This window comes from Enterobacteriaceae bacterium ESL0689 (assembly GCA_029433525.1).
Lineage (GTDB): Bacteria > Pseudomonadota > Gammaproteobacteria > Enterobacterales > Enterobacteriaceae > JAQTIF01.
Genome location: JAQTIF010000001.1, coordinates 2203851 through 2220378 on the forward strand (window position 1 = coordinate 2203851; position 16528 = coordinate 2220378).

General features: G+C 48.5%; 17 protein-coding genes. 3 read left to right on the forward strand and 14 right to left on the reverse strand.

Annotated elements, in window-relative coordinates; genetic code table 11:
• Positions 1–22 precede the first annotated feature (22 nt).
• The 5 genes from PT300_10615 to pspA are packed head-to-tail and all read right to left on the reverse strand — an operon-like array spanning position 23 to position 3828.
• Complete coding sequence (locus tag PT300_10615; GenBank protein ID MDF7681005.1) at positions 23–1084, reverse strand: TIGR01620 family protein; 1062 nt, start codon at positions 1082–1084, stop codon at positions 23–25.
• The gene (locus PT300_10620; GenBank protein MDF7681006.1) at positions 1081–2478 is read right to left on the reverse strand and encodes a YcjX family protein; all 1398 of its coding nucleotides are present in this window, start codon (positions 2476–2478) and stop codon (positions 1081–1083) included. The genes PT300_10615 and PT300_10620 overlap by 4 nt, the downstream gene beginning before the upstream one ends.
• A gap of 45 nt (positions 2479–2523) precedes the next feature.
• Positions 2524–2883 (reverse strand): envelope stress response membrane protein PspC, encoded by a 360-nt coding sequence (gene pspC / locus PT300_10625; GenBank protein MDF7681007.1) that lies wholly within the window; start codon positions 2881–2883, stop codon positions 2524–2526.
• Positions 2883–3119, reverse strand: a complete 237-nt coding sequence (gene pspB, locus PT300_10630) for an envelope stress response membrane protein PspB (GenBank protein ID MDF7681008.1) — start codon at positions 3117–3119, stop codon at positions 2883–2885. Before pspB ends, pspC begins: the two co-directional genes overlap by 1 nt.
• 43 nt (positions 3120–3162) lie before the next feature.
• The gene (gene pspA / locus PT300_10635) at positions 3163–3828 is read right to left on the reverse strand and encodes a phage shock protein PspA (GenBank protein ID MDF7681009.1); all 666 of its coding nucleotides are present in this window, start codon (positions 3826–3828) and stop codon (positions 3163–3165) included.
• 138 nt (positions 3829–3966) lie between these two features.
• On the opposite strand from pspA, the gene pspF reads away from it, so the two are divergent.
• Positions 3967–4956, forward strand: a complete 990-nt coding sequence (gene pspF / locus PT300_10640; protein MDF7681010.1) for a phage shock protein operon transcriptional activator — start codon at positions 3967–3969, stop codon at positions 4954–4956.
• 668 nt (positions 4957–5624) lie between these two features.
• On the opposite strand, the gene yciH is transcribed toward pspF, so the two are convergent.
• The 5 genes from yciH to pgpB all read right to left on the reverse strand — a co-directional run bounded on the left by yciH (position 5625) and on the right by pgpB (position 9232).
• On the reverse strand, positions 5625–5951 hold the full coding sequence (gene yciH / locus PT300_10645) for a stress response translation initiation inhibitor YciH (protein MDF7681011.1): 327 nt from the start codon (positions 5949–5951) through the stop codon (positions 5625–5627).
• Entirely contained in the window at positions 5948–6685 is a 738-nt protein-coding gene (gene pyrF / locus PT300_10650) for an orotidine-5'-phosphate decarboxylase (GenBank protein MDF7681012.1), read from the reverse strand. The genes yciH and pyrF overlap by 4 nt, the downstream gene beginning before the upstream one ends.
• A 163-nt stretch (positions 6686–6848) precedes the next feature.
• Positions 6849–8021: a lipopolysaccharide assembly protein LapB gene (lapB, locus tag PT300_10655; GenBank protein ID MDF7681013.1), complete on the reverse strand. Its 1173-nt coding sequence runs from the start codon at positions 8019–8021 to the stop codon at positions 6849–6851.
• 6 nt (positions 8022–8027) lie between these two features.
• On the reverse strand, positions 8028–8342 hold the full coding sequence (locus tag PT300_10660) for a LapA family protein (GenBank protein MDF7681014.1): 315 nt from the start codon (positions 8340–8342) through the stop codon (positions 8028–8030).
• Between the two features lie 134 nt (positions 8343–8476).
• On the reverse strand, positions 8477–9232 hold the full coding sequence (gene pgpB / locus PT300_10665; GenBank protein MDF7681015.1) for a phosphatidylglycerophosphatase B: 756 nt from the start codon (positions 9230–9232) through the stop codon (positions 8477–8479).
• 164 nt (positions 9233–9396) lie between these two features.
• Here pgpB and ribA point away from each other — a divergent pair, with 164 nt between their 5' ends.
• Entirely contained in the window at positions 9397–9984 is a 588-nt protein-coding gene (ribA, locus tag PT300_10670; GenBank protein MDF7681016.1) for a GTP cyclohydrolase II, read from the forward strand.
• 43 nt (positions 9985–10027) lie between these two features.
• On the opposite strand, the gene PT300_10675 is transcribed toward ribA, so the two are convergent.
• The 3 genes from PT300_10675 to topA form a co-directional block, all read right to left on the reverse strand.
• Positions 10028–10741 carry an SDR family NAD(P)-dependent oxidoreductase gene (locus PT300_10675; GenBank protein ID MDF7681017.1) on the reverse strand — a complete coding sequence of 238 codons (714 nt, stop codon included), beginning with the start codon at positions 10739–10741 and terminating at the stop codon, positions 10028–10030.
• Positions 10742–10789: 48 nt separating this feature from the next.
• Positions 10790–11764, reverse strand: a complete 975-nt coding sequence (gene cysB / locus PT300_10680; GenBank protein MDF7681018.1) for an HTH-type transcriptional regulator CysB — start codon at positions 11762–11764, stop codon at positions 10790–10792.
• A gap of 331 nt (positions 11765–12095) precedes the next feature.
• Positions 12096–14690, reverse strand: coding sequence for a type I DNA topoisomerase (gene topA, locus PT300_10685; GenBank protein ID MDF7681019.1), 2595 nt, complete (start codon positions 14688–14690; stop codon positions 12096–12098).
• Between the two features lie 313 nt (positions 14691–15003).
• Here topA and PT300_10690 point away from each other — a divergent pair, with 313 nt between their 5' ends.
• Positions 15004–15255: a YciN family protein gene (locus tag PT300_10690; protein MDF7681020.1), complete on the forward strand. Its 252-nt coding sequence runs from the start codon at positions 15004–15006 to the stop codon at positions 15253–15255.
• A gap of 164 nt (positions 15256–15419) precedes the next feature.
• On the opposite strand, the gene sohB is transcribed toward PT300_10690, so the two are convergent.
• Positions 15420–16466 (reverse strand): protease SohB, encoded by a 1047-nt coding sequence (gene sohB, locus PT300_10695; GenBank protein MDF7681021.1) that lies wholly within the window; start codon positions 16464–16466, stop codon positions 15420–15422.
• Between the last annotated feature and the right edge of the window lie 62 nt (positions 16467–16528).

Genomic DNA, 16528 nt, shown 5'->3' on the forward strand with positions numbered 1-16528 from the left:
GACAGGAATCAAGCGTCAGTTATCAGTCAGTACGGTCAACCGGCGGTTTTTTTTTCAGTATCTCCTGCAATTGATTGATCAGATCGCGGCGAAAATCGCTCAGCCGCGGTTTATCATGTGCCAGCCACGGCAGTGGGCGGCATAACTCCATCGTTTTAATTCCTAAACGTGCCGTTAGTAATCCGATGCCAACCCCCTGAGCCGCACGCGCGGATAATCGCGCCATCAGATCCTGGGATATCCAGTCCATACCCACCTCCTGTACCAGTTCGCTGGCACCGGCAAAGGCGATATTGAGCAGCACCAGCCGAAACAGACGCAGGCGACTGTAATACCCCAGCTCAATGCCATATAGCGCGGCAATGCGATTAATCAAACGTAAATGACGCCAGGCAATAAAGGCCATATCGACTATGGCCAGCGGACTGACCGCAATCATCAGCGTCGATTCCGCCGCTGAGCGGCTGATGATACGTTTTGCCTGACCGTCGATAATCGGCTGCACCAACTGGGCATACAGCATGATGATTTCACGATCATTTTGTGTTTCGTGCAGCGCCGCCTGCCAGCGTTGTAACGCCGGGTGTGCCGGATCAAGCGCCGCCTGACGAGCCAGTTTTTGACAAAATGCACGCCCCTGGTCTGTACCATGACTGTGCAACAACTGCTGAGCTTCATGACGCTCATCTGCCCGCTGACGCAGGTGCCGGAGTCGTCGCCACTCGCTGATAATCGCGCCCACTCCCGCACCGACGATCAGGACACTGGCGATCCCCCCGCCCAGCGCAACCCAGTCCTGCTGCTGCCATGCGGTGTGTATCCACTGTCCCCCCTGCACGACCACACTGATACCAAAAATCATCAGCCCGGCAACGACCATTCGCCGCCATAAACTGCGTTTTCCCCCTAACGCCGATTCAACCATCGTTTCTGCACTTTGCGGTGTTTCTGCTGCATCATCGGGGAGTGGGAAAAAATTTTCTGCTTCGCTTTGCGCAAAGGTATGGGCTGATTTCAGTGACTGAGCGGGGTCACTGTTCAGCGTCACGTCGAAATCAATACGTGGTTTTAACGATTGGTTCATCGTAATTTATCTCCCAGCAGAAACTCCAGCGCCGCATCGAGGCGAATATGTGGCAATGGCTTATCGACATCCATCACCTGCGGGCGAAAATTTTCAAATCGAAATCCCTGTTGTGACCAGAAAATGTGATCGGGTAAATGTGTCGGGACGTCACCGGGATAGAGCGTCAGTGATTGCCCGTCGTCAAGTCGCTCACCACGTAAGGCAGGAAGATTCTCACCATTGAGGTTAATCATGCCACTTTGGGTGGCCTGAATCGATGCCAGTCCGAGACACTCCATACTGATCCCTTCAAAAGCGGCATTTTGTCTGGCCTCCTGAATTAACTGCTGTAACAGAGAGACCATATTGCCGTGCTGATCGGAAGTAATATGATCGGCTTTCGTCGCGGCAAACAGCAGTTTATCGATAACCGGGGAAAACAGGCGGCGAAACAGCGTCCGTTGACCATAGTGAAAGCTCTTCATCAGTTGATTGAGCGCCAGACGCATATCAGCGAAAGCCTGTGGCCCGCTGTTTAAAGGTTGCAGGCAATCTACCAGCACAATCTGACGATCAAAATGGAGAAAATGCTGCTGATAAAACGCTTTTACCACGTTGTCACAATAGTAGTTAAAACGTTCACGCAACATGCCTGCATTACTGTATTTATCGGCCTGCATCAGTATTGCCTGATCACCGGGGGCGACCTCTGGCCAGGGGAAAAACTGCAATACTGGCGCACCGGCCATTTCCCCCGGCAGCACAAAACGGCCAGGCTGGATGAAATGCAGACCTTCACGTTTACAGGTGTGCAGGTAGTCGGTCCATGCCGCCGCGATGTCCGCCAGATGATTTTCATCGGCGGGGGCCAGCGGATCGAGATCATGACACAACTGACGCCAATGCGCCGCCCATGTTCCGCGATCCCCTTTGAGCAAGCCAGTCATCTGCTGCGACCAGCTAAAGTAATCCTGCGATAACATCGGCAGATCAAGCAGCCACTCCCCCGGATAATCGACAATTTCAAGGAATAAAGTGGCCGTCTCTTTAAAATGACGCAATAACGATTCGCTGGAGCGGTAACGAAGTGCGAGGCAGATTTCGCTGACACCGCGTGTAGGCGTTGGCCATTGTGGTGGTGAGCCATAAAGCTGTGCCAGCCCTTCGTCATAGTGAAAACGTGGAATGCCAAAATCCCGTTGTGGTATCCGTTTGGCACCGAGCAGACGCTCTTCTCTTACCACACTGAATAATGGCAGACGTGCGCCAGTATGAATATTCAGCAGTTGATTAACCAGTGCGGTAATAAAAGCGGTTTTACCACTACGACTAAGGCCGGTGACCGCCAGGCGCAAATGGCGGTCAATCCCCCGATTGACCAGCGCGGTTAATTCACTTTGGATTCGCTTCATTACTATCCTGTTATGTAAATGGATGATTTTCGACTCACCACTCACTTACAACTGGCGAAAACGGCGACGCAATGTAAATGTTTCGGAAGTCACATAACGCTCCATTTCGCGTAAGCGACGCTCACTGGCAGCCAGTTGCTGATCGGCGAGCGTCAATATCTCCTCTGCGGAGGCTGTTTTTTCACGATGAAGTTCCTGCTCAGGGAGTGGATCGAGGGTAAATGCCAGAATGATATAGACCACCAGGACAAACAAAAACAGCCCTAATACCATTGCCAGTAGTGTAATGAGTCGGACGGCCTTTACCGGTACGTCGAGATATTGTGCGATACCAGCACAAACCCCTTTTACCATCCCCTGTTGTGGAATACGCCACAGTTTTTTATGCTGCGTCTGGTTATCCATCAATGATTTCTCCAGTTCGGATTTTCAGCATCAAGAATGGCTTCCAGTGACTGTATCCGTTCACGAATGCGCTTTGTTTCATCCAGTAGTTGCTGCAGATGCTGCCGCTCATTTTGTGATAGCGCGCCATTCGCCGAGCGGTTTTTATAATGCAACCATAGCCAGACCGGCACTATGAATAAGACAAATAATAAGACGAATAGCGTGAGTGGGATGATAAGAACCAGCATGCCCATTGATACTCCTTAACCATAGTAATTATTGCATTATTATTTGATTTTATTGATTATTATTTATCCTGTGCTTTAGCGCCGCCAGTTGCTCACTGATTTCATCATCCACTTTCAGTTCGGAAAATTGCTGATCCAGTGACGCTTCCTTACCAAAACGATGGCTTTCTGCGACCGCTTCCATTTGATCGATACGACGTTCAAAAGATTCAAACCGGGCCATCGCTTCATCCAGCTTACCACTGTCCAGCTGGCGACGCACATCACAGGAGGAATGGGCGGCCTGATAACGTAATGCCAGTGCCTGCTGGCGCGCGCGGGTTTCACTCAGTTTGTTTTCCAGTTCGGTGATCTCATTTTTCATCCGACTTAGGGTTTCATCGATTAACTGGACTTCGTTTTCCAGCTGGGTAATCAGGGTGGTGAGTTTCTGTTTTTCAACCAATGCGGCACGTGCCAGATCTTCTTTTTCTTTACGCAAAGCCAGCTCGGCTTTCTCCTGCCATTCCGCCTGCTGGCTAAAGGCCAGCTCAATACGACGGCTGAGCTGCTTCTTTTCCGCCAGTGCGCGTGCTGAAGTCGAACGCACTTCAACCAGCGTTTCTTCCATCTCCTGGATCATCAGACGTACCAGCTTCTGCGGATCTTCTGCTTTTTCCAGTAATGTATTGATATTGGCATTGACGATGTCGGCGAAACGAGAAAATATACCCATGATTTTTATCCTCAGTGTTTAGTTTCGGTCTGATTAAATACAAATACTATGCCAGTTTTTTATCTCTATGATTTTAAAAGATATAACTGTATTTATTCCGTTATGTGCTCACGGTAAAATGGTCAATTAAACGATTTAATGGTGAAATTCATCATGACGCAATATCAGGATAATCTGCCAGGTGAAGACAATCATTTCCTTGAGATCCTCGAGCAGGTGTCGAGGCTGGCCCCGCTGGCAAAACCGGTTCTGATCATCGGTGAGCGGGGAACCGGTAAGGAGCTGATCGCAAAACGTCTGCATTTTCTCTCAACCCGCTGGCAGGGACCATTTATCACGCTTAACTGCGCTGCACTTAATGACAATCTGCTGGATAATGAACTATTTGGTCACGAGGCAGGGGCGTTTACCGGTGCCAGCAAGCATCATCCCGGGCGTTTTGAACGTGCCGATGGTGGCACGCTTTTTCTCGATGAGCTGGCTACTGCCCCCATGCCGGTACAGGAAAAATTATTGCGGGTGATTGAATATGGTGAGCTGGAACGTGTGGGAGGCAGACGGCCATTACAGGTGAATGTCCGGCTGGTCTGTGCCACCAATGCAGACCTGCCGCAGCAAGTGGCGACTGGGCAATTTCGTGCTGATTTACTTGATCGCCTGGCTTTTGAGGTCGTCTCGTTGCCGCCACTGCGTCAGCGACCCGGGGATATTATGTTACTGGCCAATCAGTTTGCTATTCAGATGTGTCGGGAACTGGGGCTTCCCCTGTTTCCGGGTTTTAGTGAGCATGCGATACAGACACTGCTCGGCTATCACTGGCCCGGTAATATTCGTGAGCTCAAGAATGTGGTGGAGCGTTCTGTTTATCGTCATGGTATGAGTCACCATGAATTACATAACATTATCATTAACCCATTTCCGTACACCTCTCCTGCCGCCACGGCTCCGCTTGCCGTGACCGATGACCCGGTATTACCCATTGATTTGCGTGCTTTTCAGCTTCAGCAAGAGAAAAAGCTGCTCCAGACCAGTCTGCAACAGACAAACTATCATCAGAAGCTGGCGGCACAACGTCTTGGGCTCACTTATCATCAGTTCCGGGCGCTGTTAAAAAAACACCAGTTATAAGCCAGTTAGCGCCTGGTTTGGGGAGCGGAAAATTCAGCATAGCGTTTAAGAATATTATGCTAAAAAGGCCGCTGCAGGATTCGATTATTTCGCAGCGGCCTTATCAACATCTGGGCATTTCTGGCTTCTAACCTAACGAGTGACTGATGAGATAATTCTGGCGGACTTTGATAAAGCGAAGAAAACGACACTCCGCAAGTTATCACTTATTATCAGGCTTTTTATCCTCCATTGTTTTATACAATTTATGTTTTTTGGCATAAGCATAAAAGTCCGGGCGGTCAGTGACGATGGTTAGACGATGGTTACATCATTTTCAGCTTTATAATCATCGCCAATGCGTTTCAAAATCGCTAAATTTTCTTTAGTTGCCCTCTTATCCATTTGTTTATAAAGAATATACTCCGGCTCATGAGTGCTGGGCGCTGTAAAGTTAATGGTTTTATGATCAGTAAAAGGCCATTCTTCTTTCCTGAAAAATGCGGCCTATTCCGCATTCAGGATATGGTTATGAGTTTGAGCATTTCAAGGTGGGGGCCGTCTGGAAAACGGAAAATATCCCACTCTTGTGTGTATTCAAATTGTACGTCAGTTCAGGATTAACGCGATATGCCCCAGTCACAGGAACGTCCTGTACGGTCATGTCGCCTGCTGTTGTTTGATGATTTTTAACCGCCCGCCTGCTTGACTTTCATGCCTTTCGCCTCCAGTAGGGATTGCAGAAGATCGCGTTTATCCCCCTGAATTTCAATGACACCATTTTTTACTGAACCACCACAACCACACTTTTTTTTCAGTTCTGCGGCCAGCTTTGCCAGCGTGTTATCATCCGCATCAATCCCCGTGATCAGACAGACCCCTTTACCTTTACGGCCACTGACCTGACGCTGGATGCGAACGATACCGTCCCCTTTGGGACGTTCAGCGACCACTTTTGCTGGTTGTATGCGCCCGCTATCGGTTGAATAGACCAGACGGCTGTTCGAATCTGTCATGATATTGTCCTTTGTAGTGCAGTGTTGATTTTTCGTAAGGTCAGCGCTGGATCAGGTGACAGTGTCACAGGTCGGCCAATGACCATATAGTCAACACCAGCTTCTTGTGCCTGTTCTGGCGTCATAATCCGTCGTTGATCTCCGCTATCACTCCCCTGTGGACGAATGCCGGGAGTGATCAGCTTAAATGCACTGCCCTGCTCCTGTTTAAAACGTTTTGCTTCCTGTGCGGAACATACCACACCATCCAGGCCACAATGCCGCGCTAATGTTGCCAGTTTTGCAGCATAATCGGCCGGTGAAAGGGTTATCCCCAGATCCTGTAAATCTCCCGCTTCCATACTGGTTAATACGGTCACCGCAATCAGTAGTGGCGCGTCACTGGCAAAGGGTAACAGCGCTTCACGCGCGGCGGCCATCATCCGGGCACCACCACCAGCGTGCACATTGACCATCCAGACCCCCAGATCCGCCGCAGCCGCCACAGCACGTGCGGTAGTATTAGGGATATCGTGAAATTTCAGATCAAGAAATACCTCAAAGCCTCGCTGATGCAGATCACGAATAAACGATGACCCCAGCAAGGTGAACATCTCTTTCCCGACTTTCAGCCGACAATCCTTGGGGGTGATTTGATCAATAAACGCCAGCGCTTTATCACGATTATCATAATCAAGGGCAACAATCAGCGGTGAGGAAGTGATGGTGTGAGGCGCAGATACAGTAGATGGCATAAATCAGACCTTAATGATTAATCGCTGAAAGAGAAACAGGAAGCATTCTACCTGCATTAAAGAAAAATAAATAAGTCCTCTTCGTCAGATTTTCTGACAGGAGGTTAAGTTTTCGGCTGTTTGTTTATCATCAATAAGTATGTTGTAACTAATGTGGCTTTTTTTATTCCTGCCCATCAAGGCCACGGATTGGCTTAACCGTCGCCCAGGAACGACAGGAAGGACAGTGCCAGTAGAGTGATTGGGCAGTAAATCCACATTTCTGGCAGCGGTAACGGGGTTTACTGCGCATCTGTTCACCGACGAGATCACGCAGCATCGACAGACTCTTTCTCGCACGCCCTTCTTCAGCACTATCCAGATAATAGTCCATCAATTTATGTAGCATTCGCATCGTCGGATGATGCTCCAGTTGTCGGATAACATAGTTCTGCGCCGCTTCCGTCCCCTCTTGCTGCTCAATAAGTTGTGCCAGCATCAACTCAGCACTGGCGCCGGTATTTTCATCCGAGCAACGGCGAAGAAAGGTTTGCCATTCATCGCTTTTCCCTAGCTGCTGATAACTTATCTGCAGCATATCAAGGGTTTCGCTGACCAGGTCTTTATCCTGATGAATCACCCGCTCCAGACACTCAACGGCTTTGACATAGTCCTCTTTATCCATCCATATCCGGCCAAGCATAATAGAGACCCGCGCACTATTACGATCGGCCGCCGCACCTTTTTTCAGTAATGAGATGGCTTTATCTATGTCATTCATCGCTATCTGTTGCAACGCCAGTTCACACCAGAAATTAGCAATATCTCCTTTATGCTGGACTTTCCCCGCCTTCACCAGCTGTTCTGCAACATCAATAGCCGATTGCCAGTCACTGGTAAACTGATAAATTTGTAGCAGTTGTTGTAATGCACTGAGACGAAAATCAACTTCTTCGACTAACTGTTTGAACATATCTTCCGCACGATCATATAACCCGGCAGCCATATAGTCGCGCCCTAGTTGCTGAACAGCCAGCAGCCGTTGATCGTAAGTCAATGATGCACTTTCCATCAGGCTTTGGTGCATCCGAATAGCCCGGTCAACCTCACCACGGGAGCGGAATAAATTCCCTAGCGTCAGATGGGCTTCAACAGTACCGGTATCTGTTTTCAACATATCAAGGAACAGATCTACCGCTTTATCCTGTTGATTACTGAGAAGAAAATTAACGCCCGTAACATAATCACGCGACAGGCGGTTGGCATCATCCTGTTTTGATTGTTGTGCACTTCTGCGACCCATATACCAGCCATATGCTGCGGCAACAGGCAAAAGCAGAAATAACAACTCCAGCATATAACACTATTCCTTTATTGCTATTGCAGACGTATCGGCGTCATCTGAGACAGCATCTTTTGCAGCAATCTGTTGTTCAAGGTGTTTAATTTTACGTTCAGCACGGATCAATGCCACACGAAGCCGTAACCAGCATAAGCCACAAACTAACCAGCCAATGATAAATCCTGCGGCAAAGAGTTCTGCCAGTAATGTTGAGAGGCGAAAACTATCCTGTGCCAGCAAATAATTGAATGTGACGACCTGATCATTTTGCGCACCTAAAGTCACAGCAATGACAAAAACCGTTAATATCAATAAGAAAATAAGTATATATTTCACACGATGTCCCGTTAAGTGGGTTGAGCGAAAAGACGCCACAAGCTGCTTTATAAAATAACATTTTCACCTCAGTGGCGAAATGGAAAATATAAGGCTGCCAGAGAATATGCAGGCATCACATAAAAAATTCAACGTTATGGGGTGTTATCTGGTTCCGGCATGGTCTGCCCGGGAGGCGTCAGTGACCCCGATAAACGTTGTATCATCCAGCTGGCCGGCATAACGAATAGCCAGGAGATAAATGTAGCTGAAACTAAATCCTGCGGCCAGTGCATGCCCAGCATCAGGCGACTCGCCATCACCGCTATTGCCCATGCCAGTAAGACAACCGTTGTCCATCGGCGTCGCCGTGGAAGCAGAACGCCTGCCGCGAGTAACGCCCAACTGGCCGCAAATGTTGTATGTCCTGACGGGAAAGCAAACCCGGTCTCATTTTGCCAGTGTTGCCCCAGAAAAGGAGGGACGGACGCTCTCTGTGCCAGATGTTCCGCTACCCGTTTAGCGCGCTGTTTGCGTTTTAAGTGGTAAAATTGCGTCACAGAGGCAGCACGGCCATCTTCCAGCCACAATATAAAAGGTCGTGGTTCCTGGATGACATTTTTGATTGAAGCGTTCACCTTCTGTCCCAGTAAAATCACACTACTGATAATCACCAACATGACAATAGCAGCCCGCAGAGGTAAACGCAGACACCAGCAGAACCAGCAACATAAGAGAACATGGGTAATGATACCCCACGGTCGGGTTACGCTCTGCGTTATCCAGTACCAGATGACTATCCTGTTGTCCTGCAAGTCCGGCTGCCATCGCCAGCCCGATAACCACAGTATCACCGGCATGATCAATAATAATGCTGTCGCAATAGTGGTTCGTGTGACAATTGACTGCATTTCATCTCCCGGGGGTGTATCTCAGCCATCATAACGAAATTATGCCCGTTTGTGTGCTTTATACACTGGCCGTCGCACAAATTAGGAGATTATCCTGGTATTATGGCAAAATAGAGAGAGTGATAATAAGCACATTCAGGTGCTGATAGTATAGGGAAAATCACATGCAGCTTAAACGTGTGGCAGAAGCCAGACTACCAACCCCCTGGGGTCATTTTCTGATGGTCGGTTTTGAAGAGCTGGCAACCGGACAGGATCATGCCGCACTGGTATTCGGTGATATATCCGGCCACGACCCCGTTCTGACCCGCATACATTCTGAGTGCTTAACCGGTGATGCGCTTTTTAGTCTGCGCTGTGATTGTGGTTTTCAACTGGAAGCCGCACTGTCACAGATCGCCAGAGAAGGACGGGGTATCCTGGTATACCATCGTCAGGAAGGACGTAATATCGGTTTACTGAATAAAATCCGTGCCTATGCATTGCAGGATCAAGGCTACGATACCGTAGAAGCAAACCACTATCTCGGATTTGCCGCCGATGAGCGCGACTTTACCTTGTGTGCCGATATGTTAAAACTACTGGATGTCAGTCAGATCCGTCTGTTAACCAATAATCCGAAAAAAGTAGAAATCCTCACGGCGGCAGGAATTAATATCGCCGAGCGCGTCCCTTTACTGGTAGGACGCAATGACCAGAATAGCCATTATCTTGATACGAAAGCCGCTAAAATGGGGCATATCCTCAAATAAATAAAAATTCAGACCAGCTTATCGCTGGTCTTTTTATGCACGATCACCAGCATCCTGCCTGTGCACCACCATCGACATATAAGGTTTCACCGGTAATATATCCGGCTCTGTCAAGGTAAAGCACCGCTTCGACAATATCCGCGATATCCCCTGTTTCCCCTGTCGGTTGCAGGCTTCTCAGCGCATCTATTGACTCGGGTGTATGCATAGGGGTTTTTATAATCCCCGGAGCCACTGCATTGATCCGAATCCCCTGACCAGCATATTCAATAGCCAGTTGACGCGTTGCGGCATCAAGGCCACCTTTGGTTAATCCCGCCAGCACGCTCGGTACCTTTGCCAGTGCCTGTTTCACCAGTGAGGCGGTGATCTGAACAACATGGCCATGCTGTCGTTTAAGCATCTCGCTAATAGCGAACTGACTGACATGGAAAAAGCCTTCGATATTAACATGGAGTGCTCGTTTTAAATCCTGTTCAGTATATTCAGTAAAAGCCCCAGGAATGAAAATGCCAGCGTTATTGATGAGCGTATCAACCCGGCCAAATTTATTGATTGCCGTTGCAATCACTTTTTGCGCTATTTCTCTTTGTGCAATATCACCGGATACAGTGATCAGTTGCTCAGTTTCTTTGCCGCTAATATTTCTTGAGTTAGCGACAACATTATCACCTTTAGCCAGGAAAGCCTGAACCAGGCCTGCGCCAATCCCCTGAGACGCGCCGGTGATAACTATCACGTTAGATGAACCACTCATTATTTAAACTCCCTGATTTTAAGCGCCTGATGAGCCAGGCGCTAAATGTTACTTCTCTGGTAAGGTAATATCCCTGAACATCATTTCAATATCCTCATTCGAACGTAACGCGACGGCTGAATCGATAACATCACGGGTTAAATGTGGTGCAAAACGGTAAATAAAATCATACATATAGCTGCGGATAAAAGTGCTGCGCCGGAAACCTATTTTGGTTGTGCTGTGACTGAAAATAGCGCTGGCATCCAGCTTAATCAGGTCAGGATCAGCAGACGTATCGACCGCCATACTGGCAATAACCCCGACGCCCAATCCCAGACGGACGTAGGTTTTAATAATATCGGCATCCGTCGCAGTGAAAACAATATGCGGCGTCAAGCCAGCACGATTAAAGGCAGTATCCAGCTCAGAGCGGCCGGTAAAGCCGAATGTATAGGTTACCAGCGGATACTTTGCCAGCTCTTCAATCGTCAGGGAGTGTCGGGAAGCCAGTGGATGTTCTGGCGTAACAACAACCGAACGGTTCCAGTGATAACAAGGCAGCATGACCAGATCGTCGTAAAGATGTAACGCTTCTGTTGCAATGGCAAAATCAGCATTACCTTTGGATACTGCGTCAGCTATCTGTGCCGGGGAACCTTGATGCATATGCAACGAGACGCGCGGATAACGTTTGATAAAGCCTTTAATGACTTCCGGCAATGCATAACGCGCCTGGGTATGGGTGGTGGCGACATACAGTGAGCCTCTGTCCGGCCAGGTATGTTCACCCGCGACCGATTTGATGGCATCAACTTTTGACAGCACTTCACGGGCGATCCGGATCACCTGCTGACCTGCTGGTGTTACTTGCGTCAGATGTTTTCCGCTGCGGGAAAAAATCTGAATACCGAGTTCATTTTCCAGCATACGGACTTGTTTGCTGATACCAGGTTGTGAAGTATAAAGACCTTCGGCTGTTGAGGAGACATTCAGATTATAGTTAACCACCTCAACAATATAACGCAGTTGCTGTAATTTCATGGTTGATATCCGTTAACACATGCAAAGAATCCAGCGAATCAGGCCGCTTACAGGGAGGTGATACCCACCTGCTATCGCTGGAGATTATCTTTAATTGCGCCGCTGCACATCCTGAAAATAATGACAGATAGAATGTCACTATAAAAACCGGACTAATGACAATCACTATATCATTTATATCTCCTGTGTATAGCCAGTCGTGAAAATTAATAAAGTAGTTATATAGAGAGGACGATTTCATGATGCTGCGTTGCATGGCTATCAGGAACGTGAGGATGAAAAAAATAGTAAAAAAAGGCCGCATCGCGGCCCTTTTACGGAGAATATCCTGCTATTTTTTCGCTTCAGTCCATTGTCCATCGATATAGAAAGCTGACCAGCCCGTGGCTTTGCCCTCTTTTTCTGAAGCAACATACTGCTGTTTTGTTTTACGACTAAAACGTACCAGTGTTTTATTACCCTGCGGATCGCGCTGGGGAGCATCGGCAAGATAATGCAGCTTTTCCGGCAGACAATGACGGAAGCGATGCAGCTCTTCCACTAAGGGTGCGCGGGTTTCTCTCGATTTCGGAAAGGTATTGGCAGCCAGAAATATCCCTGCGGCGCCATCGCGTAAGACAAAATAAGCGTCTGACTTTTCGCATGCCAGTTCCGGTAACGGAACGGGATCTTCTTTCGGCGGTGCAACTTCACCATTACGTAAAATTTTACGTGTATTGGTGCACTCCTCATTGGTGCAGGCCATATATTTACCAAAACGCCCCATTTTCAGGTGCATTTCACAGCCACATTTATCACACTCCACCACCGGGCCGTCATAGCCCTTGATACGAAACTCACCCTGTTCTATTTCGTAACCATCGCAGATCGGATTATTACCACAAACATGTAATTTACGTGTCGGATCAATTAAATAACTGTCCATCGCCGTACCGCATTTCGGACAACGCCGTTTCGCGCGCAATGCGTTGGTTTCAGCATCATCTTCCAGCACATTAAGCACTTCATTTTCAGGTATCAAATTGATCGTGGTTTTACAACGCTCTTTCGGCGGCAACGCATAGCCTGAACAGCCGAGAAATACGCCGGTACTGGCGGTACGAATGCCCATTTTACGGCTGCAGGTTGGACATTCGATGCTGGTCAGCACCATCGGGTTAGGCTGCATCCCCCCTTCCTGCGGATCTTTTTCCGCCGTGGCCAGTTGGGTAGAAAAATCACCAAAGAAGTGATCAAGAACCTTATGCCATTCCGCCTGATGATTGGCGACCTGGTCAAGGCTATTTTCCATTTGGGCCGTAAAATCATAATTCATCAAATCGCGGAAGTTTTCTTCCAGACGATCGGTGACGATCTCACCCATTTTCTCGGCATAGAAGCGCCGGTTCTCTACCCGCACATATCCCCGATCCTGGATCGTGGAAATAATCGACGCATAGGTGGACGGACGACCAATCCCGCGTTTTTCCAGCTCTTTAACCAGAGATGCTTCACTAAAACGCGCTGGCGGTTTAGTGAAGTGTTGTTGTGGATCGAGACTGACCAGTGTCAGGCTATCGCCCTGATTGACTACCGGTAACGTCCGATCTTCATCACCTTTACGTAATGCGGGCATGACTTTAGTCCAGCCGTCAAAGCGTAGAGTCCGGCCACGCGCTTTGAGTTTGAATTCGCCTGCTTTAACCGTCAGCGTGGTAGCATCATACTGCGCGGGAGTCATCTGACAGGCAATAAACTGGCGCCAGATCAGTTCATATAACTTCAGGGCATCCGCTTCCAGACCTTGCAGATCATTGGCCATGATATTGACATCAGAGGGACGAATGGCTTCATGCGCTTCCTGAGAATTTTCTTTGCTGGCATACTGGTTAGCTGCCTTTGGCAGATATTGGCTGCCAAAGTGCTCGCCGATATAACCACGCACCATATTTAACGCATCCTGACTCAGGTTGGTGGAGTCAGTACGCATATAGGTGATGTAGCCTGCCTCATAAAGACGCTGCGCCATCATCATGGTTTTTTTCACGCCAAATCCGAGGCGGGTACTGGCAGCTTGTTGTAATGTCGAAGTAATAAAGGGGGCGCCAGGCTTGCTACTGGTGGGTTTGTCTTCGCGTTCCAGCACGCTGTAGCTGGCTTTTTCCAGCAGTGCAACAGCCGCCATCGTTTCGTCACGATTGACCGGACGAAACGGTTTATCCTCTTTATGAGTGACCTGCAGCGCTAATGCACTCCCCTTCGGGGTGGTGGTACTGGCGTCAATTTCCCAGTATTCCTGGGGTACAAAAGCTTTAATTTCGCGCTCACGCTCAACCACCAGTCGGACAGCAACAGACTGGACGCGCCCGGCCGAAAGCCCGCGGGCAATTTTTTTCCACAGTAGCGGTGAAACCATATAGCCGACGACGCGATCCATAAAACGACGTGCCTGTTGGGCATTAACACGATCGATATTGATCTCACCCGGTTTTTCAAATGCCTGGCGGATCGCATTTTTGGTGATTTCGTTAAACACAACGCGACTGTAGCGTTTTTCATCACCGCCAATCACTTCCCGCAGATGCCATGCGATTGCTTCTCCTTCACGGTCAAGGTCGGTCGCGAGATAGATATGGCTGGCTTTTGCCGCCAGAGTTTTGAGTTCCGCAACGACTTTTTCTTTACCGGGCAGGATTTCATAATCGGCACTCCAGTTATGCCAGGGGTCGATGCCCATACGGCTGACCAGTGCACTACGCGGATCCTTTTTAGGTTTTTTCGTCCCCCTGGGCGCAGTGGCATCAACGCTCTTTGTAGTCGCTGAACCACTGGTCGGTAAATCACGAATATGGCCCACGCTGGACTTTACTACATAGTCCTTACCCAGATATTTATTGATCGTTTTTGCTTTTGCCGGGGACTCAACAATAACGAGTGCTTTACTCATATTCACCTTTACCTGATTGGGTTGATCCCGGAATATATCGTTCATATTGCTCCACCCTCCACTGGCGCCTGATATCACATGATATAGCACGATGAATTTTTAGCCGAATGTCAAGCGAATCTGCTGCTATATCATCGAAAACATCACACTGTACCTGATAATATTCGTTACGCAACTTTAATTAGCATGTAAAAACGTATCGCGCCAGTTACGCACTGTTCGTCTGGTTTATAAAAAACCAGGGTGAATTTTCAATTTGCGCCCCGCAATCACGCAACGTAAACTCATGCCAGATAAAATACAGGAGTCCGTTATGCAAAATAGTGCTCAACCTATCGATCGACAGGCGCTACTGATATTAGCCAATAAACTTATTCGTGAACATGAAGATACCCTTGCCGGGATCGAAGCCACCGATGTTGTACAACGCGATGGTATCCTCGTATTTAGTGGCGAGTTTTATCTTGACGCACAAGGGTTACCCACCGCGAAAAGTACTGCCGTATTCAATATGTTTAAATATCTTGCTCATACGTTATCTGAGCAGTATCAGCTGATCGATTAACATCCCTCTGCTGACTGATAATAACTGTCTATTTTATCACCTGTTATATGCCGCTAAGGCTCTGTTTCTGGCGCGGCATTCACCCGTCAGTTATCGATTAAGCGTCTGGCGATTTTAATTGGGCACCGATGACGCACAAGCAATGCCCTGTGCGTCATCGGAATTTACATCAGCGGTTTTTGCCCGCGTTGCCACCAGCGTAACAGCAGGCGATCCACACTTTCTGCCGCACTGCCAGTAAAGCGATCGATCAGTCTTTTCCGTTGCTGATAACGCACATTAATCACATTGTGACTATCGATCAAGCCAAGAATTAACTGGTCGCTGGTTGACACCGCATCAACCAGCCCTTTTTCCTGTGCCTGTACGCCATACCAGTGTTCACCGGTCGCGACCTGTTCGATATCCAGTTGTGGCCGCATTTTATGCACAAATTGTTTAAACAACTGATGCGTCTCATTTAACTCTTCGCGGAACTTACGTCGACCTTCATCACTGTTTTCTCCCAGCAGAGTTAAGGTGCGCTTATATTGACCGGCGGTATGCAGCTCAATATCAATATCTTTGTTCTTCAGAAAGCGATGGAGATTGGGGATCTGCGCGACTACGCCGATCGAACCGAGGATCGCGAAGGGAGCTGCGACAATTTTATTTGCCACACAGGCCATCATATAGCCACCACTGGCAGCGACTTTATCGACGGTGACCGTTAGCGGAATTTGCTTATCGCGCAGGCGCTGAAGCTGCGAGGCAGCCAGACCATAACCATGAACCACCCCCCCCGGGCTTTCCAGACGAACAATCACCTGATCCTGTGCTTTTACTGCCGCCAGTACCGCGGTTATCTCTTCCCGCAGGCTATTAACTTCATGGGCGTCCATACTGCCTTTAAAATCGAGGACCCATGCCCGTGGTTTGTTATCGGGTATATCATTCCCTGACTTAGCACGTGCTTTTGCCGCTTTAGCCTCCTGTTTACGCGCTTTCTTCTGCGTTTTATAGCGCAGTTTCTGCTGTGTCTCATTAAGCAGTGCTACTGTCAGTTCTTCGCACATTTCCTTATATTGTTCACTCAGATTAATCACCCGCAGTTCACCGCGCAATTTCTTACGCTGGCTGAAATGAACGATGATTGTCGCGATCGCGGCAACCGCAATAACGATTGTCACGATTTTTGCTAAAAACAGACCATATTGTGTCAGTAGCTCCACCTTTTCACCTTGTATAACATGCTGAATATTGGTACACAGTGTACATCAGCCGGGGATGATGA